At 60.3% G+C, this 21,307-nt stretch carries 22 protein-coding genes; 5 read left to right on the top strand and 17 right to left on the bottom strand.

From position 1 onward, the window contains the following. Positions 1 to 33: 33 nt before the first annotated feature. A complete protein-coding gene (locus tag AC1DNW_RS02125; RefSeq protein ID WP_113308451.1) occupies positions 34 to 1,203 on the bottom strand; it encodes a glycosyltransferase family 4 protein in 1,170 nt (389 codons plus the stop codon). Between the two features lie 3 nt (positions 1,204 to 1,206). Continuing rightward, the gene (locus AC1DNW_RS02120; RefSeq protein WP_113308452.1) at positions 1,207 to 1,782 is read right to left on the bottom strand and encodes a polysaccharide biosynthesis/export family protein; all 576 of its coding nucleotides are present in this window, start codon (positions 1,780 to 1,782) and stop codon (positions 1,207 to 1,209) included. 187 nt (positions 1,783 to 1,969) lie between these two features. Here AC1DNW_RS02120 and AC1DNW_RS02115 point away from each other — a divergent pair, with 187 nt between their 5' ends. Then, positions 1,970 to 4,147: a GumC family protein gene (locus tag AC1DNW_RS02115; protein WP_477851807.1), complete on the top strand. Its 2,178-nt coding sequence runs from the start codon at positions 1,970 to 1,972 to the stop codon at positions 4,145 to 4,147. A gap of 80 nt (positions 4,148 to 4,227) precedes the next feature. On the opposite strand, the gene AC1DNW_RS02110 is transcribed toward AC1DNW_RS02115, so the two are convergent. Beyond that, a complete protein-coding gene (locus AC1DNW_RS02110; RefSeq protein WP_113308454.1) occupies positions 4,228 to 5,463 on the bottom strand; it encodes a GNAT family N-acetyltransferase in 1,236 nt (411 codons plus the stop codon). A gap of 124 nt (positions 5,464 to 5,587) precedes the next feature. Further along, a complete protein-coding gene (locus AC1DNW_RS02105; protein WP_029616260.1) occupies positions 5,588 to 5,797 on the bottom strand; it encodes a DUF2842 domain-containing protein in 210 nt (69 codons plus the stop codon). Between the two features lie 115 nt (positions 5,798 to 5,912). Between AC1DNW_RS02105 and AC1DNW_RS02100 the strand changes: the two genes are divergently transcribed. Further along, the gene (locus AC1DNW_RS02100) at positions 5,913 to 7,016 is read left to right on the top strand and encodes a COX15/CtaA family protein (RefSeq protein ID WP_113308455.1); all 1,104 of its coding nucleotides are present in this window, start codon (positions 5,913 to 5,915) and stop codon (positions 7,014 to 7,016) included. Positions 7,017 to 7,340: 324 nt separating this feature from the next. Here the strand turns inward: AC1DNW_RS02100 and ubiA are convergent, their stop codons facing one another. The 9 genes from ubiA to cml form a co-directional block, all read right to left on the bottom strand. Continuing rightward, positions 7,341 to 8,255 (bottom strand): 4-hydroxybenzoate octaprenyltransferase, encoded by a 915-nt coding sequence (gene ubiA / locus AC1DNW_RS02095; protein WP_113308456.1) that lies wholly within the window; start codon positions 8,253 to 8,255, stop codon positions 7,341 to 7,343. 111 nt (positions 8,256 to 8,366) lie between these two features. Next, positions 8,367 to 8,720, bottom strand: a complete 354-nt coding sequence (locus tag AC1DNW_RS02090; protein WP_113308457.1) for a VOC family protein — start codon at positions 8,718 to 8,720, stop codon at positions 8,367 to 8,369. Positions 8,721 to 8,926: 206 nt separating this feature from the next. Beyond that, complete coding sequence (locus AC1DNW_RS02085) at positions 8,927 to 10,747, bottom strand: ABC transporter ATP-binding protein (protein ID WP_113308458.1); 1,821 nt, start codon at positions 10,745 to 10,747, stop codon at positions 8,927 to 8,929. Positions 10,748 to 10,968: 221 nt separating this feature from the next. Next, a complete protein-coding gene (locus AC1DNW_RS02080) occupies positions 10,969 to 11,733 on the bottom strand; it encodes a bestrophin-like domain (protein WP_113308459.1) in 765 nt (254 codons plus the stop codon). 62 nt (positions 11,734 to 11,795) lie between these two features. After that, complete coding sequence (locus tag AC1DNW_RS02075; protein WP_113308460.1) at positions 11,796 to 12,587, bottom strand: sulfite exporter TauE/SafE family protein; 792 nt, start codon at positions 12,585 to 12,587, stop codon at positions 11,796 to 11,798. Between the two features lie 83 nt (positions 12,588 to 12,670). Then, complete coding sequence (gene argC / locus AC1DNW_RS02070) at positions 12,671 to 13,594, bottom strand: N-acetyl-gamma-glutamyl-phosphate reductase (protein WP_113308461.1); 924 nt, start codon at positions 13,592 to 13,594, stop codon at positions 12,671 to 12,673. Between the two features lie 80 nt (positions 13,595 to 13,674). Beyond that, entirely contained in the window at positions 13,675 to 14,628 is a 954-nt protein-coding gene (gene speB, locus AC1DNW_RS02065; protein WP_113308462.1) for an agmatinase, read from the bottom strand. After that, on the bottom strand, positions 14,618 to 14,986 hold the full coding sequence (locus AC1DNW_RS02060; RefSeq protein WP_113301207.1) for an antibiotic biosynthesis monooxygenase family protein: 369 nt from the start codon (positions 14,984 to 14,986) through the stop codon (positions 14,618 to 14,620). The genes speB and AC1DNW_RS02060 overlap by 11 nt, the downstream gene beginning before the upstream one ends. A 106-nt stretch (positions 14,987 to 15,092) precedes the next feature. Then, a complete protein-coding gene (cml, locus tag AC1DNW_RS02055; protein ID WP_477851805.1) occupies positions 15,093 to 16,280 on the bottom strand; it encodes a CmlA/FloR family chloramphenicol efflux MFS transporter in 1,188 nt (395 codons plus the stop codon). A gap of 278 nt (positions 16,281 to 16,558) precedes the next feature. On the opposite strand from cml, the gene AC1DNW_RS02050 reads away from it, so the two are divergent. Next, entirely contained in the window at positions 16,559 to 16,936 is a 378-nt protein-coding gene (locus AC1DNW_RS02050) for a VOC family protein (RefSeq protein WP_113301279.1), read from the top strand. 55 nt (positions 16,937 to 16,991) lie between these two features. Here the strand turns inward: AC1DNW_RS02050 and rpsI are convergent, their stop codons facing one another. Both rpsI and rplM read right to left on the bottom strand, forming a co-directional pair. After that, positions 16,992 to 17,465, bottom strand: coding sequence for a 30S ribosomal protein S9 (gene rpsI, locus AC1DNW_RS02045; RefSeq protein WP_113308464.1), 474 nt, complete (start codon positions 17,463 to 17,465; stop codon positions 16,992 to 16,994). Between the two features lie 2 nt (positions 17,466 to 17,467). Then, positions 17,468 to 17,932 (bottom strand): 50S ribosomal protein L13, encoded by a 465-nt coding sequence (rplM, locus tag AC1DNW_RS02040; protein WP_113301210.1) that lies wholly within the window; start codon positions 17,930 to 17,932, stop codon positions 17,468 to 17,470. Between the two features lie 350 nt (positions 17,933 to 18,282). On the opposite strand from rplM, the gene AC1DNW_RS02035 reads away from it, so the two are divergent. Beyond that, the gene (locus AC1DNW_RS02035) at positions 18,283 to 19,116 is read left to right on the top strand and encodes an enoyl-CoA hydratase (RefSeq protein WP_477851803.1); all 834 of its coding nucleotides are present in this window, start codon (positions 18,283 to 18,285) and stop codon (positions 19,114 to 19,116) included. On the opposite strand, the gene AC1DNW_RS02030 is transcribed toward AC1DNW_RS02035, so the two are convergent. Together AC1DNW_RS02030 and AC1DNW_RS02025 are read right to left on the bottom strand one after the other, a co-directional pair. After that, a complete protein-coding gene (locus tag AC1DNW_RS02030) occupies positions 19,117 to 19,953 on the bottom strand; it encodes an EamA family transporter (RefSeq protein WP_477851802.1) in 837 nt (278 codons plus the stop codon). It abuts the gene before it with no gap. A gap of 479 nt (positions 19,954 to 20,432) precedes the next feature. Next, a complete protein-coding gene (locus tag AC1DNW_RS02025) occupies positions 20,433 to 20,756 on the bottom strand; it encodes a hypothetical protein (protein ID WP_113308466.1) in 324 nt (107 codons plus the stop codon). Positions 20,757 to 20,872: 116 nt separating this feature from the next. On the opposite strand from AC1DNW_RS02025, the gene AC1DNW_RS02020 reads away from it, so the two are divergent. Then, positions 20,873 to 21,301, top strand: a complete 429-nt coding sequence (locus AC1DNW_RS02020; protein WP_113510530.1) for a CoA-binding protein — start codon at positions 20,873 to 20,875, stop codon at positions 21,299 to 21,301. Positions 21,302 to 21,307: the final 6 nt, after the last annotated feature.

The following is a 21,307-nucleotide window of genomic DNA, read 5'->3' as shown; positions in this document are numbered from 1 at the left end:
TGAGCGGGATAACAGAAAGCCCCTAAGAAACTTTTACGAGGCGGCCTTAATTGCCTGTCCCGCAGCGGGATTGACGAGCTCGCTATAGAGTTTCAGCACCTCATGGGCCATGACCGGTGCGGAAAAGACGGACTTGACCGTGTCGGGAGAAGGCATGACCTTGTCGTGCCAGTCGGGCACTGTCAGTGCTTCCGCCATCACCCGCGCCAGATCGTCGGAATCTCCGGGTGTAACCAGTGCGGGACTGTCTGCGCCAAGCACCTCTGGAATGCCGCCGACGCGCGAGGCGATGACCGTCTTGCCGGCGCCGAGCCCTTCCAGAACGATGTAGGGCATGGCTTCGGCGCGGGAGGGAACGACGAGATTCTGCGCCATGGAGAAGGCGTCCTTGACGCGCATCGCCGGCAGCATGCCGATGCGCTTGCCGAGGCCACGCTCCACCATCATCTCGCGGTAGCGGTCGCGCTCCGGCCCGTCGCCGATCATCAGCGCCGAAAGTGGCCGGCCGAGCAGGCGCTCGGTCTTGGCGAAGGCATCGATGAAGAGATCCGGACCTTTGAGGTCGCGCAGCATGCCGACATAGATGAAGTGAACCGCATCGGAGCGGGTCGGAATGTCGGAAAAATCCCGCACGCCGATGCCGTTGTAGATCAGCCGGTTCTTGACTCTCGGCCGACCCACCTTGCTCGCATAGGTTTGCCGCTCGTATTCGCAGATGAAGACCAGCGCATCGGTGAAATATTCCTGCAGCCGCTCCATGCGCAGCACGAACTGGCCGAGCAGGGAGGCGCGGGAATAATGCAGGCTTCCGCCATGCGCGGTATAGAGGCGGGCTACGCGATACCTGTTGACCCGCAGGGCTGAGCCGGCAAGCCGCGCGAGCACACCGCCCTTGGCGCCGTGCCCGTGCAGCACATCCGGCCGCAAGCTCCTGATTTCCTTGAATGTGTTCCAGAGCACCATGGCATCGGACGGGCTGATGGAGCGCCGTATCGGAACGCGCGTCAGACCGAGCGAAAGATAAGGACGGATATCGTCGAAGAGACGGTCCTCATATTCGCCGCCGGTCGAGCTGTCGCAGATGATGCCGATTTCGTGACCCGCCCGGCTATGTTCCTCCACGAGATCGCGGACATGACGGAAAATTCCGCCGACTGGCGATCTGAAGCAATGGAGGATACGGAGAGGCCTCTGCTCTGCCATCGACTAGAAGAGCCGTTCGCGGACATAGATCGTGTCGCCAGCGATGATCGGGCCTGAAATATTGACGCGGCCCGTCAGCACCTGCCCGTTGATCTTGCGCGTAACGTCGACCATGCTCTGGTTAGCGCGGTTGGTAAAGCCGCCGGCGACTGCGATGGCGTTCTGCACGGTCATGCCGGGCACATAGGCATACTGGCCGGGCTGGCCGACTTCGCCCATGATGAAGACGGAGCGATAGCGGTCGACATCGATGGTGACATCAGGGTCGCGAAGATAGCCCTGCTGCAGCTTCTGCGCGATCTGGCCGGAGAGCTGTTGCAGGGTGCGGCCGCGGGCAGGGACCTGGCCGATAAGGGGGAATGCGATATAGCCGGCCTGATCCACCGTATAGGTATTGGTCAGGGTTGCCTGATCGAAGACGGTGATGCGCAACCGGTCGCCACTGTCGAGCGAATAGGGCTGGATCGTCGCTTGGTTGAAGGCCTTTGGCGCCGGCCGATAGGTGGTGCAGCCCGCCAACGCAGCCATCACGGCGGCGAGGCTCATAGCCATCAAGGTCTTGGGCTGGACGAAGGGCATCCGCTCGCTCACAGGAAGATAATTCGGTCGAGCCGTTATCGATCTATTAGGGTTAATGCCCGGTAAAAAAACCGCCGATTTCCGCAATTCCTTTGTCAGGAGCGTGTTGTTTGCGCGGGAATTGCCATTAACCGTTGAGTTACCATGGTCGTTTACGCTTGGGGCAGTTCGTATTGGAGTAATGAGTATGTCCCGCGTAGCGAGTGATCAGGATGTGGACATCGACCTCGGCCAGCTTGTGCGCGCGGTCTGGGCCCGTCGTCTGAGAATATTGACGATCACCGCATTGGGTGCGGCTGTAGCTTTTGCCGGCGCCAAGATGGTTTCGCCGCAATATCGCAGCGAGACGCGCGTCCTCATCGAACCTCGCGCTCCGGCCTTTGCCAGCACCCAGACGAACGACGCCAGTGCCGGGCCGCTGCTCGACGAGCTGAATATCGCCAGCCAGGTGCAGATCCTGCAGTCGGCGGATCTCATCAAACAGGTCATCAACAATCTGAAGCTCTACAATCTGCCGGAATTCGATGCAGCCGCGAACGGCTCCGCGCTCACCGATATTCTGGTGTCGCTGCATCTGAAGAAGAATCCGCTGGAAAATCCGCCGGAAGAGCGTGTCATCGACGCCTTCACCCAGCGCCTGCAGGTTTACCAGGTGCCGGGCTCGCGCGTTATCGGCATTACCTTTACCTCCAAGGATCCGAAGCTCGCTGCCAGCATTCCGAACGCCATGGCGCAAGTCTATCTGGCGATCCAGAGCGGCGCCAAGCTCGACTCCAACACGGAAGCCACGCGCTGGCTCGAGCCGGAGATCGACAGCCTGCGCGAGAAGGTGAGCGAGGCCGAGAGGAAGGTCGCCGATTACCGCACCACCCATGGCCTGCTGCAGACCAACGGCACGACGACCTTCACTGCGCAGCAACTCAACGACATCTCCGTCGAGCTGACCCGCGTGCGCACGGACAAGGCGAATGCCGAGGCGAGAGCGCAGGCCGTGCGCAACGCGCTCTCTTCCGGCGAAGCCTCCGACACGCTGAGCGATATTATGTCGTCGCAGTCGATCCAGCGGCTGAAGGCGACGGAGTCCGGCCTCCAATCGCAGATATCAGACCTGCAGACGAGCCTGCTCAACAACCATCCGAGGCTGAAGAGCCTGCGCGCTCAGCTTGCCGATATCCGCACGCAAATCCGCCAGGAAACGCAGAAGATTCTCGCCAGCATCGAGAACGAGACGAAGGTTGCCGATCTGCGCGAACAGGAATTGGAACAGCAGTCCGATCAGCTGCAGGCCAACAGTGCGAAGGCGGGCGAGGACGGAGTGGGTCTCAACGCATTGGAGCGGGAGGCGAACGCCCAGCGCCAGCTTCTGGAGACCTACCTCGTTCGCTACCGCGAAGCCGCTTCCCGTGCCGACCGGAATTCCAGCCCCGCGGATGCCCGCATTGTTTCGAAAGCGATCGAGCAGGTCGATCCCTATTTCCCGAAAGTCGTGCCGATTGTCATCGTTGCCGCGGTCGCAATACTCATCATGAGCGCGATCGTCATCATGCTCTCCGAACTCTTCAGCGGCCGCGCGCTGCGCCCGGTCGAATCTGTGGGTGCCGAACCCCGCATCATCGAAGACAGGGCCGAGGAGGGGGGGCCGGATGAAGGGCAGGACGAAGTGCGGCCCATTTCCCCGGCGAAGATTGCCAGGCCCAGCATGCTGACGGCAGCCGTCGAAGACGACGAGGAGCCAGAAGCCGAGCCTGTCACGGAAGCACCCGCCGACGACAATGAATTCTCCGTATCGTCAGTCGCGAGCTATCTCATCGACTGCCGCGCACCGCTTGCCGTTTCGATATCTCCGACCGGTGACAATGGCTCCGCCGCAACCGTTGCCCTGGCGCGCAGACTGGCCGACGACGGACGCCGCGTGATCGTGATCGACATGACAGGCTCGGGCTATCCGACCGAACTGATGGCCGAAAACCCCGAGGCATTGGGCGTTACCGACCTTCTCTGCGGCGAGGCTGCCTTTGGCGAAACGATCCACGGCGACCGGATGTCAGATGCGCATCTGATCCCGCAGGGTGCGAGCGATGTGCGCCGCGCCATGCGGGGCGTCGACAGGCTTTCGCTGCTGCTCGATGCCCTGTCATCGGCCTATGATATCGTCCTGGTGGAATGCGGCGCAGCCGATGTCGCCGGCGTTTCGCGGCTGACGCGCAGCAAGGAAATCGAGATTATCTTGTCGCTGCCGGAGATAGATGAGGCTGCTTTCGTCGGCCTGATGCAGGATTTCCAGAGCGCCGGCTATGAGCGCGTCGTCCTGATGTCGGGCGGCGAAGAGGCTGCCATGTACACCCCCGCGCGGCACGCGGCCTGATCTTTAAAGCGTGTCACTTTAAATCTTTGTTTTACGCATGTCGCTGTCGCAAAACCGCTGGGCACTTTTGCGCGACATGCTTACCCAATCTTGGCCCGAATGCTCTGGGCGAATTTATACAGACCGGGGCGGGCCTTGATGAAGGCCTTGCCGCGGGTGATCGCCCGATGCGCCGTGCCGGCCGCGATGCCGATGCCGGAGATCGGCAGAACCACATCATAATGGTCCGTTTCGACGGGCGCCCAGGAGCGCTTGTAGGTCTGGTCGCCGAGACCGAAATCGAAGAGAGCGACTCCCTTGCCGTGCAGACCCGATATCATCTGCCAGAAGAGGAATTCACCGGGGCTTGCATCCGCAATGAGATCCTCGTCGATCGCGCCGAACTGGCAGATGACGTGGTCACCCTTGCGGGAAATGCCTGATAGGGCAGCGATGCGCCCGTCATATTCGCCCTTCAGGCGCAGGCCCCGCATCTGCAGGCAGAAGCTGTCGCCACTCCGCCTGTCGATCAGCCCGTGCAGGAACGTTTTGGTCTCGGTATCCGCGAAGACATCGGGCAGGCCCAGCGAGGCGAAACGCGCGCTTTTCAAGCGGAAGAAAGTGTCGAGCAGTTCGTGCTGTTCGGTCAGGTCGTCCGGCGCGATATAGTCGAAACCACCAACCGCCTCCAGCCGCCGGCTCTGCACACGGAATTTCTTGCGCCGGTTCTTGGCATTCAACTGCTGCAGCGTCTTGTCGAATGTATCGAAGAGCGGAAGCTGATAGGCGTGGTTCTGGTTCTGGACCATGGGCAGGCCGGCAAGCATGCTGCGGCGGCTGCGCCATTCCAGCGGGATATTCTGCAAGAGAAGCAGATCGGCCTTGCCGGCGAGCGCTGCACGAAGGCGAGCGGCAAGGTGATGGCTATCAACCGTATCGCTGTCTTCGGCAAAAGCCGGCGAAAACAGGCCGGTATTGATGTTGCTGTGGTCGGCGCCGATGAATTTGGCGATCCGCATGCCGCGCGAGGCGAAGATTTCCACCGGCAGGATGAAGGCGGTATGGCCACCACTCCTGCCACGCAGGATGGCGAGCGGCCGGCGAAAGGCCGTTACCCAGGCCGCGCACCAATCGTAGCTCTGATGCAGCGAGGAAAGGTTATCGCGCTCCAGCGCGCGCCATTCCTCCTCCAAAGGCTCCATCCTGTCGAAAAGCTGGATGTCGAGTTCGGCCATTGCGAGTTTCACGCTGAGCTGCCGCAGCCGGGAAATGCCGGCATCGGCTTGCGCCGCAGCGTCGAACTTTTGTTCAGGAACATCGAGCCTCTGCGTCTGCACTTTCTTTCTCCGGTCGAGAGATCGCTGCAGAGGAAGGTAGAGCGGGCAGACGTATATTTGGTTTAACCGCCGCGCCGGAGCGAGGTTTTCCGCAGATCAGGGTTATCCCGCCGTTAATCGGGCCCTACTGCTGTTTCGGACCGGCCATCCACTTGATGATCACCATCGCCGGCAGCACCCAGAGCAGGCCGGTGAGCGCGAAGTAAAGCAGGTGTCCCCACCAGGGCGCATTGCCGAGCGTCGCGACCGCGATCGTATTCGCCACAATCGCATAGAAAAGCACGAGGATGATGATCAGGATCGTGCCGATGAATTTGCGAAGGCGGATGGGCATCGTATAACTTTCGAACGGATGGGACTGAGCCGGCGCGACGGCATGCCGCAAAGGTTCGGGGCTTGTTTTGCATCAGCCGGTGGGGCAAATCAACTGCCGGATAAAAGGAGAGATCATGGCCGTCGCGAACCTGAACCCGGAGCAGGCGATCCGCACCGAAGTACGCAGGCAGGACAACAACCGCCGCGCCGTGCGTATCTGGCTGGGTTTCGTGTTGCTGGCGCTCTTCTGTCTTGTGCTCGTCGGCGGCGCGACGCGGCTCACCAATTCCGGCCTCTCCATCACCGAATGGAAACCGATCCATGGCGTCATCCCGCCACTGAATGCCGCCGAGTGGGAAGAGGAATTCAAGCTCTACCAGCGCATTCCCGAGTTCCAGCAATTGAACAGCGACATGACGGTCGATCAGTTCAAGGGCATCTTCTGGTGGGAATGGGCGCACCGGCTGATCGCGCGCGGCATCGGCGTGATCTTCGCGCTGCCGCTCATCTTTTTCTGGGCGACGGGCAGGATCGAGAAGCGCCTGCGCTGGCCACTTGCCGGCATCCTGGCGCTGGGCGGCCTGCAGGGCTTCATCGGCTGGTGGATGGTCTCCTCCGGCCTGTCTGCGCGCACGGATGTCAGCCAGTACCGACTTGCCACCCATCTCGTCATGGCCTGTCTGATCTTCGCCTCCTGCATGTGGATCATGCGCGGGCTCTCGCCGCATTCCGAGGATGCGGCTCCGACGAGGAATTCCCACCGCTGGGCGGCGGTGATCGCCATCTTCTCGCTCTTCCAGATCTATCTCGGCGCGCTGGTCGCCGGCCTCGATGCCGGCTTCACCTATAATACCTGGCCGCTGATGGATGGCGCCGTCGTGCCCTCCGACCTCTTCATTCAGCAGCCCTTCTGGATCAATCTCTTCGAAAACCCGAAGACGGTGCAGTTCATCCACCGCTTCGGCGCCTACACGCTCTTCGCTCTGGCGCTCGTCAATATGGTGATCGCATTGCGCGCCGCATCCTGGACCACCCATGCGCGCCGGGCCGTGGTACTCTTCGCCCTCATCACGATCCAGGCGGCAATCGGCATCACCACGCTCTTGCTTGAAGTGCCGCTGCACTGGGGCCTGCTGCATCAGGCAGGTGCGTTGGTGGTATTCGGTTTCGCCGTCGCCAACTGGCGCGGCTATTACGGCGAATATCCCCGCGCAACTGTTATCGCCGAACGCGATTGAGCAGTGTAGCGACGTCTTTCTCCCCCTAGCTCGCGGAAGAGTGAATGGGATCAATGCGATAAGTCCTCGCATGGATTTGCCGTGACATGCTAGATTGTCAGCTTGGCGTTTGGGCGATCCTATGAAGGGGGATGTTCACATGAACAGATTTCGCACATTCGTGATGGCCGGCGCTCTGATCACGCTTTCGGCGATCGCTTCGGGCTGTACATCGACGGGGAGATACGACTATGGCGAGGATACATCCCTGAATCCGGCCTGTGCCGGCGGTTTCCGTCCCAGCGATAATCGGCCCTGCTCTTATTGAGCCAAAGCCAATAGGGCTCACCAAGTTCCGGTAAGCGCAGAGGCCGCAAGCAATAGCCCGGTCAGAATATTTGCCAGGAACAGACGATAATTCACCTCCGGACGAGAAAGGTCGATCCGCCGGGTTTGCCAGGCAAGGTGCGCGGCTATAGCGAGCATTCCAAACGCATAGGGCAGAGACATGCCCAACAGCCAGCCTCCGACAGACCACGCAACGATCGTCAAGGCGTAAAACAGGCCGATGATCAGCTTGCCATGCCGGCCGAACAGGATTGCCGTCGATTTCAGGCCGAGGCTTCTGTCGTCTTTCGCATCGACATAGGCATAGACGGTATCGTAGCCGATCTGCCAGGAGATGGCTCCCGCCCACATGAGGACGGCACCGGCAGGAATATGGCCGGCTATTTCGGCCCAGGCCATGAGCATGCCCCAGTTGAAGGCCGCGCCCAGCACCGCCTGCGGCCAATGGGTGAAGCGTTTGCAGAGCGGATAGATGAACACAAGGGGCAGGACGCATAGGGCGACGAGCCGCGTGTAGGGCGTCAGAAACAACAGGAGAGACGCCGCCAGGGCGAGTTCGATGCCCAGAAAGGTCAACGCCTGGCCTACGCCGATCTGCCCGCTCGCCAGAGGCCGAAAACGGGTTCGCTCGACATGGCCGTCAAATTTCCGGTCCGCGATATCGTTGATCGTGGAACCGGCGCTTCTCATCAGCAGGGCGCCGAGCGTGAAGACGACCATTTGTTTGATATCGGGCAGGCCATGAGACGCCTGAAACAGCGCCGCCCAGCATGGAAAAAGCGTCAGCCATATTCCGACAGGACGATCCAGCCGTGCTAGCCTCGTGTAAGGCCGCCACGTGATTGGCAACCAACGATCCACCCAGTCACCCCGGTGAATATCGCTCAAATCCGGGCGGCTTAACGCGCTCATGGCATGATCCAAAATTCTTAATGAAAGCAGTTATTTCGTATCTGGGATTAGCGGCTGCAGAATAGGGGCTTTCGCAGTCATTGCAATGATCGCCCTGCGCCAATGACCCATTCAGCCTGTGTGGGAGAGAACATTCAGCAGCTTTCCGCTGGGGTCGCGAATATAGAAGCGACGAACGCCCCAAGGCTCGTCTGCTGGCCCATAGAGGATCGCATGACCGACCTTCGTCACGCGTCGATAGACCTCGTCCACATCGTCGACCTCGATCGAAATGTCAGGCACTGCGGTTCCCGAACCGCCTTCCGTCGCAATCCCGATCTGAGTGATTACTCGCCTGTCGGAGGCAAGGGTGACGATCCAGCCATGGTCCATGACGACATCAAGGTCGAACAGCTCGGAATAGAAGTTTCGCACCTCTTCAATGGAAGGGGTGGCGATATTCGGGACGATGCGCAGCACTGTCATGGTGTTCCTCCCTGCAGCATCGGCCCGAACACCGAAATCGATTTTCGGAAAGCCTGACGCGTAGAGTTAAAGAGTTAGAGCATCCTTTGTGCGTCCGAATGGACACACGGCGCTCTTCGCGTGAAAGGGAAATAGCATTTGGTCGATCAGCGGAACAGTTCAGGCTCTGTCTGCCGAACTGTTCCGCATGTCGTCGTCAGCGGACCTCAGATGCTCGCCTGCAGTCCATAGAGATTGGCATAGATGCCACCGCTTGCCATCAGCCTGTCATGATTGCCTTCTTCGACGATGCCGTCGCCGGTGAGCACCAGAATGCGGTCGGCATGGCGGATCGTCGAAAGGCGATGGGCGATGACGAGCGTCGTACGCCCCCTGGCAAGTGTCAGGAAGGCCTGCTGCACGGCCCGCTCGCTTTCATTGTCGAGCGCGCTCGTCGCCTCATCGAAGATGAGGATGGCAGGGTTCTTGAGGAAAGCGCGAGCGATCGTCAGCCGCTGGCGCTGTCCGCCCGACAGTTTTACGCCGCGCTGGCCGATGTCGGTCTGATAGCCCTGCGGCAATGCCATGATGAAATCATGCGCATGGGCAGCGCGTGCGGCGGCTTCCACCTCCTCGTCTGTCGCATCCGGGCGACCGTAACGCAGGTTGTCCGCCACGGTGCCGGCGAAGAGATAGACATCCTGCTGCACGACGCCGAGATGCCGGCGCAGCGAGGCGAGCGTCACATCGCGGATATCGGTGCCATCGATTTCGATCGATCCATCCGTGACATCATAGAAACGGGGAAGCAGCGCGCAGAGCGTGCTTTTCCCCACGCCGGATGGGCCGACGAGCGCCACGAATTCTCCAGGCTGGATGGTGAGCGACAGGTTGCTGAGCACGTCCGTCCCGTCGTCATAGCTGAAATCGACATTCGAAAGCCGGATCTCACCCTTCGGGGTGCTCAACGCACGGGCCGAGGGGCGATCCACAACGTCGGGGTCGATCTCCAATATCTCCATCGCCCGCACGAAGCCCGTATAACCCTCCTGCCAAAGCCGGGCGAGGTTCGCCATCCGCTTGACCGGATCAACGAGTACCCCGACGCACAGCAGGAAGGTCAGGAGATCGGCAATGGTGAGTTCCGCCGCAAGGATGCGCAATCCGCCGAGGATGACGACCAGAAGCGTAATGATCTGGGCGAATGTCTCGGCACCGGCGGAAAACCAGGCCTCGCTGCGATATCCATCGGCGCGGCTTTCGAGGAAGCGTCTGTTCAGCGCCGCAAAGCGTTTCCGCTCCAGGTCTTCATTGGCAAAGGACTGGACGACCCGAATGCCCGCCAACGCGTCTTCCACCCTTTCGTTGACGGCGGCGATCTCCTGCTTGCTCGCCTCAAGCGCACGGTTCATACGCCGGTTGAAGTGCAGCGCGTAAGCTACTGCAAACGGTGTCAGAAAAAGGATCAGAAAGGCTAGCTGCGGATCGATGAAGAACAGCACTGCCATCGCCCCGCTATATTTGAGGATGGCGATCAGCAGGTCTTCCGGACCGTGATGGAAAAGTTCACCCAGCCAGAAGGAGTCGCCGACGATGCGGCTCATCAACTGGCCGGTGCGGTGCCGGTCGTAGAAGCCGAAGGATAGCTTCTGGCAGTGATCGAACAATTCCTGCCGGATATGCGCCTCGATATGCGCGCCCATCATGTGGCCGCGATAATCGACGAAGAAGATGGCAGCCGTCTCGACCGCCACGATCGCCAACATGACGCCGCCAATGCCGAGAATCTGCCAATAGGCCGAAGCCGTGTCGGTGAGCTCGATGAGATGGTTCATGACGATGTTGGCGCAGAGCGGAAGGGCTACTGCGGCGGCAGCGACGACGACTGCACAGGCGATGTCCGCCATGAGCAGGGGAAGATGCGGCCGGAAATAGGACAGGAACTTGCGCAGGCGCATCTGGCGCCAGTCGCGGGTTTTCGATGCGGTTGAGAAGGTGCGATTATGACGCTGCGGTTTTTTCTCCGCGCGTGGAAGCAAACTGGACATGAAGACGGATATCCTGAGTGTTGATCTTGTTGTTCTGGTTGATCAGGATCGTTTTCATAGGTGCCTCCCATCGGCGTGAAACAGGGGCTGCGCACCTTTCAGGCAGCGCGGCCTTGCTGATAGCGTGCCGCTTTTAACGCAAAACGCCGCGAAAGGCGACTGTCTTTTGCTTTGGCGCATGACGGCGGCAGGTTTGTGCAGGAGCTCCGGACCATTTCCGCTTACGGATCCGGCCCGCTGATCTCTTCCTGCAAGCGCTCGAAAGCCGTTGGAAACAACGTGGCAGGTGGGCTGTAAGGATTGGAGAAGGCGTAGATGAAGAAGAGAATGATGCCGGTAAAAACGCCGAAGATCGACAGCAGCAGCAAGTTGCGGCCGTCAGGCGGGTAGGGGTAATAACCGATGGCGGTAAAGATAACGCCGGAAACCGCGGCAAACCAGAAGATCAGGCTGATGGAGTCGGTGCCGCTGTTTTCCCTCCGGTCGCGGGATTCCGAAATCATATGGATTTCTTCGAGCATGTGGCCGCGCAGGCTCTCCTGCTTGGCATTGACGGGAGCCAGTTCGAGAATTCTGAGATAAGCGTTGTTCCATTGATCCCAGGCCGCCGAAGAGAGTTCGCCGGTGCGCCCGAGTTCGCCCCATTCCTGCTCGATGACGATGCGGACATAATCTTTCAGCGCCTTCTGGATTGGCGCCTGTGCTTCCGGGCCATAGCGTTCAGCATCATAGAAGACATCGCCGACCGCATTGCTTTCCACTGTGCTTTCCGTTCGCAGCGCTTGGTATTCGATCATTTCCTGCGCAAAAACGAGGGCGAGGATGAGAGCATGCAGGCTGGCGATGCGAGTGATGACTGAACTTGCCAGTTCCCTGTCGCGCCCGCCCGGGTCACCGCCCATAAGCAGATGCATGAAATAATAGGCCGCAAGCACCGTTGCGGTCGTGCCTCCAATGATGGCAATGCCGATCAGAACCGACGCCATTTAGCTCCCCTCACATGGGAGAGTGTAAGGCTTTCATAGCAGGCGGGCAATCGTATTGGGTACTAACGAAGCAGACTGTCGAAGACAGGCATGCCGCCGATCGCCGAGGCTGCGATCAGAATGTAGCAGGTCATGCGGAAGGTGCTTTCCTTGGCGAACCCGAACAGCTTCGAGCCACCGTAGAGGCCGAGCGCATAGGCGGGCAGCGTGACGATGGTGAGCGCAAAGACCGTGGAGACGAACAGCCCACCGAAATAATAGCTGACGAAGCTGAAGACCGTGGAGATCGAAAAGTACAGGATGACGTTCGAGCGCACACGCGTGAAGTTACTGCTGCCGCCTAGCCAGTAGGCGACAACAGGCGGCCCGCCGAGTTGTGCCGCGCCGCTGAAGAGACCGGCAATAAGGCCGATCGCCGCGCTGAGCGGAGCGACCGGCTTGCCATGATAGCGCCAGCCGGAGACAAGCAGCGCCAGCAGGCAGATGGCGATCGCCGAGATGATCCAGCGCAGCAAAAGCGGGTCCATGAGCGCCAAAACCGCCGTTCCGGCTGGAACACCGAGGGCGGCACCTGCTGCCATCGTGAAGACCTCGCGCCTGTCCGCCCCGCGCCATGCGGCCGGGATCATGCCGAGCGTCGCGAGCCCGTCGATGACGAGCAGTACAGGCGAGGTGAGCTTCGGCCCGATGACGGCGCCGGCAAGCGGGATGAAGATGAGCGCTGCGCCGAAACCGGAAAAGCCGCGGGCAAGCCCGGCGACCAAGGCAAAGACGATAAGCGCGTAAATGCCGTGATCGGGCAGCGCGGCATCAAACCAGGCCCGCAGGCCGGTCACCAGCGCTTCCAGCGTCATCGATCAGGCTCCATAATTTGGATTGGGAGACAGGGCGGAGGCCCTGTCGTCGCACTCATCTGACAACAGGCAAATGCCCGATGTCACGCGCCCAGCATCAGATCCATGTTCTGGACAGCGGCACCCGATGCGCCCTTGCCGAGATTGTCGTAGACGGCGACGAGAAGCGCCTGGGCCGTATCGTCATTGGCAAAGACGTGCAGGCGCATACGGTTGGTGTCGTTGTAGATTTCGGGGTTGAGCTCCGCAGTGCGCTCTGTCGTCTCGAAGGCAGCGACTTCGACGAAGCCCCTGATACCGGCATAATAGTCGGCGATCGCGGCATGCAGCTCGGCACCCTTCGGCACCTTGGGCAGATGCGAGAGCTGAAGCGGTACGGTCACGACCATGCCCTGCGCGAAATTGCCCACCACCGGCTGGAAAAACGGCACGCCCGAGAGCTTGGCGTAGCGCTGCAGTTCCGGCAGGTGCTTGTGCTTGAAGCTCAGGCCGTAGGGCATGTACTCAGGCGCATCCTCGCCCCTGGCGACATAATCCTCGATCATGGAGCGGCCGCCGCCGGTATAACCGGAGATGCCGTTGACCGTGACCGGGAAATCGGCCGGGACGAGGCCTGCCTCGATCAACGGGCGTAGCGTGGCGATCGGTCCCTGCGGCCAGCAGCCGGGATTGGCGACACGCTTTGCCGAGGCGATGATGCCGGCCTGCTCCTTGCTCATTTCCGGGAAACCATAGGCCCAGCCTTCGGCGACGCGATGCGCCGTCGAAGCGTCGATCACCTTGGTGCGGTCGTTCTCGATCAGGCTGACGCTTTCCTTGGCGGCATCGTCGGGCAGGCACAGGATGGCGATATCGGCCTCGTTGAGGAGGGCGGCGCGCACCGACTTGTCCTTGCGGCTCTCGGTCGGGATGGACAGCAGTTCAATATCGCGGCGCTCGGCCAGACGTTCGCGGATCTGCAGACCCGTCGTTCCAGCCTCGCCATCGATGAAGATCTTTGCTGCCATGATTATCCTGCACTTTCAGTGGTTTGTAATTGCTTCCGGAATCAGTTTGCCATGAAGTTGATTCAGTTTGATAACGGCATTCATCCTGCCGTCGCGCGCCGTTCGGCGTGGAGGCCCAGCATATACATCGCGACCGTCGCCCCCGCAATGGCGGTGATATCGGCGTGGTCATAGGCCGGAGAGACTTCGACGACGTCGGCGCCTCTGACATCGAGCTGCTTCAGCCGCTGCAGCACGGAGAGGATCTTCGCGCTGGAGGGGCCGCCCGCAACCGGCGTCCCGGTGCCCGGCGCAAAGGCCGGGTCCAGGCAGTCGATATCGAAGGTGAGATAAACGGGCGAACCTTTCGTATGGCTGATGATCGCGGAAGCGACTTCCGTCGCGCTCATCTCCTCGACCTGATGGCCGTAGAGCAGATGGATGCCGAAATCGTCAGGCGCATGCGTGCGGATGCCGATCTGGATCGAGCGATCAGGATCGATGAGGCCGGCCCGGACTGCGCGCGCCACGAAGGAGCCGTGGTCGATGCGGCGCTCGTCGTCCAACCAGGTGTCCTGATGCGCGTCGAACTGCACGAGCGCCAGCGGGCCATGACGTTCGACATGCGCCTTCAGCAATGGCCAGGTGACATAGTGGTCACCGCCGAGGGTCAGCAGGAAGGCGCCGCTGTCGAGGATGGCGCTTGCCTGCCGCTCGATGGCTGCGGGCGTGTCCTGATGATTGCCGTAGTCGAGCAGGCAGTCGCCATAGTCGATGACGGCCATTTCGGCGAAGAGATCGCGCTGGAATGGATATTGCGGATCATTGTCGAAGATCGCCGATGCGCGGCGGATCGCCTGTGGCCCGAAGCGCGTACCCGGCCGGTTGGAGGTCGCAGCATCGAAGGGAATGCCCCAGACGACGGCATCGGCTCCGGTCAGATCCTTGGTGAAGCGGCGGCGCATGAAGGAAAGCGCGCCGGCAAAGGTCGGGTCGGAGGCAGCCGATGTCAGGCTCTGTGCCGTGAAGGCATGGTCGATGGTTCTATTCGCCATGGGAGGCTCCTTCCTCGGCGGTAAAGTCATAGGCGCGTTCTACCCGCGCAATGCGAACCTTATATTGCTTGTACCAGCGCTTACGGCCGAGGTGCTGGGCGGCGAGATGGTTTGCCACCTGTTTCCATGCCTTCAGGCTGTCTTCGTCGGCCCAGTAGGAATTGGTGATGCCGAAGCCATCGGCATCCCGCGCGCTTTCGGCCCCAAGACAGCCCGGCTGCTGCAGCGCCAGTTCCGCCATTCGGTCTGCCATCGCGCCGTAACCATCGTCGCCGTCGGTACGAACAGAGGAGAAGGTCACGACGTAATAGGGCGGCTCGGGCGTGGTGGCGAAGGGTGAGGGCTGGGTGGAGGACATGATCGGGTTCCTTGTCTCTAAAGGAAGGGGTAGGCGAGCTTCCGCCAGATTTCAAGGAAACCCATTTCAAGCTAGGGGGCGGATCTTGTCCGCCGCCCCTTTGATCTTAGCCGCGAGCGCGGATATGGCGCAGCGCAAGCAGGGTGATGATACCCATCACCGTGCAATAGCCGGCGAGCGGCCATGCCGTATTGCCGTCCAGCAGCAGCACGAAGAGCGTGCCGATGCAGCCGACAACAAGGCTTTCGACGCAGAAATAGAGCGCAACCGCCGTTCCGGCTGTTTGGCCAAAGGCCGCCAGCGCACCGTTCGCTGTGACGGCGGTCGTCAGCACGATACCGACGGCAATCACCCACATCGGCAGGACGAAGCTGGCGAATGAGGGGGCAAACAACACCTCGCCCACGCCGAGGAGCAATGCGCCCACAAGAAGCAGGCCCATACCGCGGGCAAGGCTGCCGGCCATTCCCCATCGCACGACGAAACGGCCGGCGAAGCGTGCGGATATGATCATCACCGCTGCCGCCGTCGCGAAGGAAAGGCTGAATGCGAAGCCCGAAAAGCCTGCATGATCGATCAGAACACGAGGTGCGGTGGAAAAGAATACGAAGAAGGCTCCCATCGCCGCGCTGAAGCCCATCGTGTAGGTCCAGAAATGCGCATTCGCTAGGATTGCGCGCATGCTGATCGTTGTATTGGCTGATGCCGCAGGTCTCGTTTCGTGCCAGCCCCGCAGCGCATTGAGGATCGCCGCAATCATCAGTCCGCCGAGCAGCAGGAAGATGGCACGCCATCCGGCATGATCGGCCATCAGTGTGCCGGCGATCGGTCCGAGCGCCGGCACGAAGGAGAGGATCGCGCCAAGCAGGCTGTAGATGACTGCGCCTTCCGGCCTCACGGCATAAACATCGCGCACCGTTGCAAACGTCGCCACAAGTGCCGCCGACGCGCCGGCCGCCTGGAGCAGACGCAGCACGACGAACAATGTGGCCGATGAAGTGGCTGCGAGCAGCAGCGAAGAGGCCGCAAACAGCAGCGCGCCGCCAAGCAGCACCGGGCGCCGGCCGATCCGGTCCGACAGAGGGCCGAAGAGCATCTGTCCGGCGCCGAGTATCAGCATATAGAGGCTCAGCGTCAGTTGAACGACTGTCGCCGATGTGCCGAGGGCTTCAGGCATCGTCGGAACGACGGGGAGGTAGATGTCCATGGCAAGCGAGGCCAGGATATCGAAGGGTGCCAGAAGCAGCATCGCTGCCGGCAGGGAGCAAGTCCAGTTCCTGTTTTGGGAAGGCATAGGTATTCATCCGCTCGAATGAGTTCATCCGGTGGCGATCTGCCTTCTCATCGCAGTCTGGATTGATCGGACAGATGCCGCAACAACATCAAAAGGTTGCTGCGGCCTATCTGTCTGCGGACGGGGTGGCTCCCATGTCAGGTCCTGTCTTGTCCGGTTTGAAACCTGGCGTCGATTTAGCAGCCGGGTTCTGCGCCGGCAATAGATGAATGCTGCGCGTTGACTTCACAAATCGCTTCCAAGAAGCTGCGGCACCAAACAGCAAGGAGCTACATCCAATGTTCGATCACGTATCAATCGGCGTCAAAAGCCTGGACAGATCACGCCAGTTTTACGATGCGGCGCTGGCGCCGCTGGGTTACGAGCGGCTGTCGAATTTCGACGGGACGATGGGGTATGGCGCCGAACGCCCTGCTTTTTGGGTCAGCGAAGTTGAGCGGCCGGTGCCCGCCGATCGCGGGTCGGGGCTGCATTTCTGCTTCGTCGCCACGAGCGAAGAAGCCGTCGATGCCTTCTATGCTGCCGCTTTGGCCAATGGCGGCGAGGATAATGGTCCGCCCGGCATCCGTCCGGATTACAGCCAGTTCTATTATGCCGCCTTCATCATCGATCCTGATGGATATCGGCTGGAAGCCTTCTTCAACAAGCCCGAATAAACGAAAAGGCCGGGCGCGAGCCCGGCCTTTCCATGAAAGCATATCCAGAAAGCGATTAGCGCTTCGAGAACTGGAACGAACGGCGGGCCTTGGCCTTACCGTACTTCTTACGTTCGACGACGCGGCTGTCGCGGGTCAGGAAGCCACCCTTCTTCAGGACCGGGCGCAGGCCCGGTTCGAAGTAGGTGAGGGCCTTCGACAGACCGTGGCGAACGGCACCGGCCTGGCCGGAAAGACCGCCGCCGGCAACCGTAGCGATGATGTCGAACTGGCCGTCGCGGGCAACAGCTACGATCGGCTGGCGCAGGATCATCTGCAGAACCGGACGTGCGAAATATTCCGCGAATTCCTTGCCGTTGACGATGATCTTGCCGGAGCCCGGCTTGACCCACACGCGGGCAACAGCGTTCTTGCGCTTGCCGGTCGCGTAGGAACGGCCAAGCGAGTCGACCTTGCGGACGTGAGCGGGAGCAGCAGCGGCTACTTCCGACGACGTGCCGAGATCCTTCAGGGAAGAGAGGTCAGCCACTATCAGGCGCTCCTTACGTTCTTCTTGTTCAGCGAGGCGACGTCGAGGACGGACGGCTGCTGGGCTTCATGGGGATGGTTCGGGCCGGAATAGACGCGCAGGTTCTTCATCTGGCGACGGCCGAGCGGCCCGCGCGGAACCATGCGCTCAACAGCCTTCTCGAGGACGCGCTCCGGGAAGCGGCCTTCGATGATCTGGCGAGCGGTACGCTCCTTGATGCCGCCGGCATAACCGGTGTGCCAGTAGTAAACCTTGTCGGAATACTTCTTGCCGGTGAAAACGACCTTGTCAGCATTGATGACGATGACATTGTCGCCGTCGTCAACGTGAGGCGTAAAGGTTGCCTTGTGCTTGCCGCGCAGGCGCATGGCGATGACGGAAGCGAGACGGCCAACGACGAGCCCTTCGGCGTCGATGACAACCCACTTCTTCTCCACCTCTGCAGGCTTCTGGGAGAAGGTTACCATAATTGTTACTCTCTCTTGGATCCCCGTGCCCGAAGGCGAGGGGCGTTTCTTGTTGCTTGGTTTGGCTGGCTGAAAGACAGGCCAAAAAGAAAACGGCCCCGAAAGGCTGCATTTCCGGCGCGGCTTATAGCGGCAATCGAATAGCCGGTCAATATAAGCCGTTCCGAGCGCTGGAAAAATAAGGCAATGAAAACAACGGTTTATCTGTGTGGTATATAAATACCTCACATTAACAGGTCTGGAAAGGCCGAAGTTTTGCACTTTGGCCCGTGGCGGCGCCGTATTCGGCTCGAAATTGCCCCACCCTTGTGGCAAAAGGGCAGGACATAGACAGCACACAGGAATATCCCATGGCCGAGATCGTATCCTTCCGCAAGGACAACAACAATTCGGGCGATGGCGCCCTTGTGCTCCGCCAGCTGTCCGGCGGGATATTGCGCCTGACGCTCAACAACCCGCCGGCCAATGCCCTGTCGATATCGACAATGGAAACGCTGATGGGCGAGCTGCAGGGGGCGGCCGACGACGAGGACGTGCGCATCGTCGTCATCGCTTCGAACGGCAATGTCTTTTCCGCCGGTCACGACCTCAAGGAACTGACCGCTCATCGCGCCGACGAGGACGATGGCGTCGCCTTCTTCGAGGAGACCTTTGCGCTGGCCGCCGACCTGATGCTGGAGATCACGCGCCTTCCGAAACCAGTCATCGCCGAGATCGACGGGCTCGCGACCGCAGCGGGCTGCCAGCTCGTCGCAAGCTGCGATCTTGCTATCTGTACGGATACGTCCACCTTCTGTACGCCGGGCGTCAATATCGGCCTTTTCTGCTCGACACCGGCTGTCGCCGTCTCCCGCGCCGCCCACCGCAAGCAGGCAATGGAAATGCTGCTGACGGGCGAGACGATCGACGCCTCGACTGCCAAGGATTTCGGCCTGATCAACCGTATCGTACCGAAACAATACCTCACGCAGGTCGTCAGCAAATACGCTTCCGTCATCGCCTCGAAGTCGCCTCAGGCATTGAAGATCGGCAAGGAAGCCTTCTACCGGCAATTGGAGATGCCCATTGTGGAAGCCTACGACTATGCCGCAAACGTGATGGTCGACAGCATGCTGACCGGCGATGCGCACGAGGGCATCGGCGCCTTCCTCGGCAAACGCACGCCCGAATGGAAGGGCGAGTGATCAGGCGAGCTTCAGGATCAGGCCGCCGAGCGCGATGATGATGCCGGCGAGGTAACGCCAGACGCTGGCCTTTTCCTTCAGCACCACAACCGAGATGACAAGCGCAAACAGGATGGCGGTTTCCCGTAGTGCTGCCACCGTCGCAACCGGCGCCTTCGTCATCGCCCAGAGCGCCAGCCCGTAGGAGGCGATCGAACCGGCGCCGCCGATCAGCCCGCGCGCCCAGTTGCGCTTGACGTGAGTGGCGACAGCCACCAGACCGCGCTGCGACAGCGCCCAGGCGAAGAGCAGAACCGGCGGCAGAAGCGACATCCACAAAGTGTAGGAAACCGCATTGCCGGAAAGCCGGGCGCCGATGCCGTCCACATAGGTATAGGTGGCGATGACGCAGGCGTTGATGAGCGCCAGCATGATCGCGCGGCGGCTTCCGTGGCGGGCTTCGAAGGCGAGCGTAAGGATACCAGCGCAGATCGTCATAGTGCCGGCAAGCGCCCCGCCCGTCAGGTTCTCTCCCAGGATGAAGCCGCTGGTGGCGACGATGAGCAGGGGGGCGGCGCCACGCATCAACGGATAGACCAGACCGATATCGCCGGCCCTATAGGCGGCGGCGACCAGCTGGAAATAGGCAAATTGCAGGATGGCGGAGGCCCCGATGAAGGGCCAGGCCTGCGGCTGCGGCAGGGGAAGCAGGGGAAGGAAGGGCAGTGAGGCGACCGCGCCGCCGGCAGAGATCAGCGCCGCATCGAGCGACTTATCCGTGCCGGCTTTGATGATGGCATTCCATGTCGCATGCAGAAGAGCACCGAAAAGGACGAGGAGAACGACGTCGAGGGGCAAGATGGCTGATCCGGGAGCAGTGCAACAAAATATGGGAAAACGTCACAGCTTTCCCGTTTAAACCTGCTGTGAAATAACAACCTGCGTTTGTTCTGTTTGATCTGAAGGTGTGTTCCGCATGTCCGAATTTTCAATAGCATGGATTGACCAGCTGAACAATTGCCCACCGTTGTAGCAATTTTTGCGTGCGCTCGAAATACGTTCAATTATGCTCACCTTACTCAACTATGAGATGTTCCTAATGGACGCGTGAACATATAGTGATCAAATTATGCATGAAAGGTGAAGCTCTTCCGAAGCAGGAGATTGTCGACAATCCTATGATGCTGAAATGTAGATATTATTCTATAACTTTGAAATGATTATAAATTTGCAACTTAAGAAAATAAGCCTGGAATTTTTGTATCCTTGAATTGAACATCGATCCTTTCGCGCATGCGAAAGGATCGATAATATTCAAAATTCCGAATGAACGCGGGTTAGAGACTATAGTGTGGGATGAAGAGCATCCCGTCCTGGTTGTCTATGTTCTGGCAGTTCAGCACCTTGCACTTGGGGTTGTCCTTGGAGGGAATGCTCGTCCATTCCGCATAATCGGTCGCATCGCAGTAGTTGCTGTTGCGGACATAGCGGTCGTAGAGGGGAAGACCGCGCGGCGAGGTGTAGCGAAAGATGACGGCGCCTTCACTGTGGATCGCCGCCCGCACGCTCTGGCAGGTCATGGCAAGCGGATTGTAGCGCGAGATCGCAAGCGCCGGCGAGGCGGTCAGCACGAGCGCGAGGGCAAGGGCGATTTTTTTCATGGCACAATTTCTCCCTGATATTCCGGCACCTATATATACGTCCAAAACTGGCCGACGGTTTCAATGAATCGCGACTGTGAAATCCGCCCCTGGTGACACCAGACTGGAGAACCCTGATGAACTATGATTCCTATGCCGACGACTATCTCTCCGGCATTCTGAAATCCGTGAGAACCATCGCTCTGACAGGGGCTTCGCCCAATCCGGCCCGACCGAGCAATGGTGTCATGGGCTACCTCCTGTCGCGTGGCTATAAGGTCATTCCCGTCAATCCGGGGCAGGCGGGCAAGCAGATCCATGGGCAGACCGTTTATGCCCGCCTTGCCGACATTCCCGAACCGGTCGACATGGTCGATGTGTTCCGCGCATCCGAATATCTTGATGGAGTGGTGGATGAGGCCCTGGCACTCGATCCCCGCCCGCAGGTTGTGTGGGCGCAACTCGGCGTCAGCGACGATGCGGCCGCCGCCAAGGCAGAGGCCGGCGGCATCAAGGTCGTCATGAACCGATGCCCGGCGATCGAATATCCGCGTCTTTTCGGCTGACGCCAT

The organism is Rhizobium sp. 05L429, from assembly GCF_056397645.1.
Note: the sequence above shows the minus strand (reverse complement) of the source record. Positions and strands in the feature narration are given on the sequence as shown.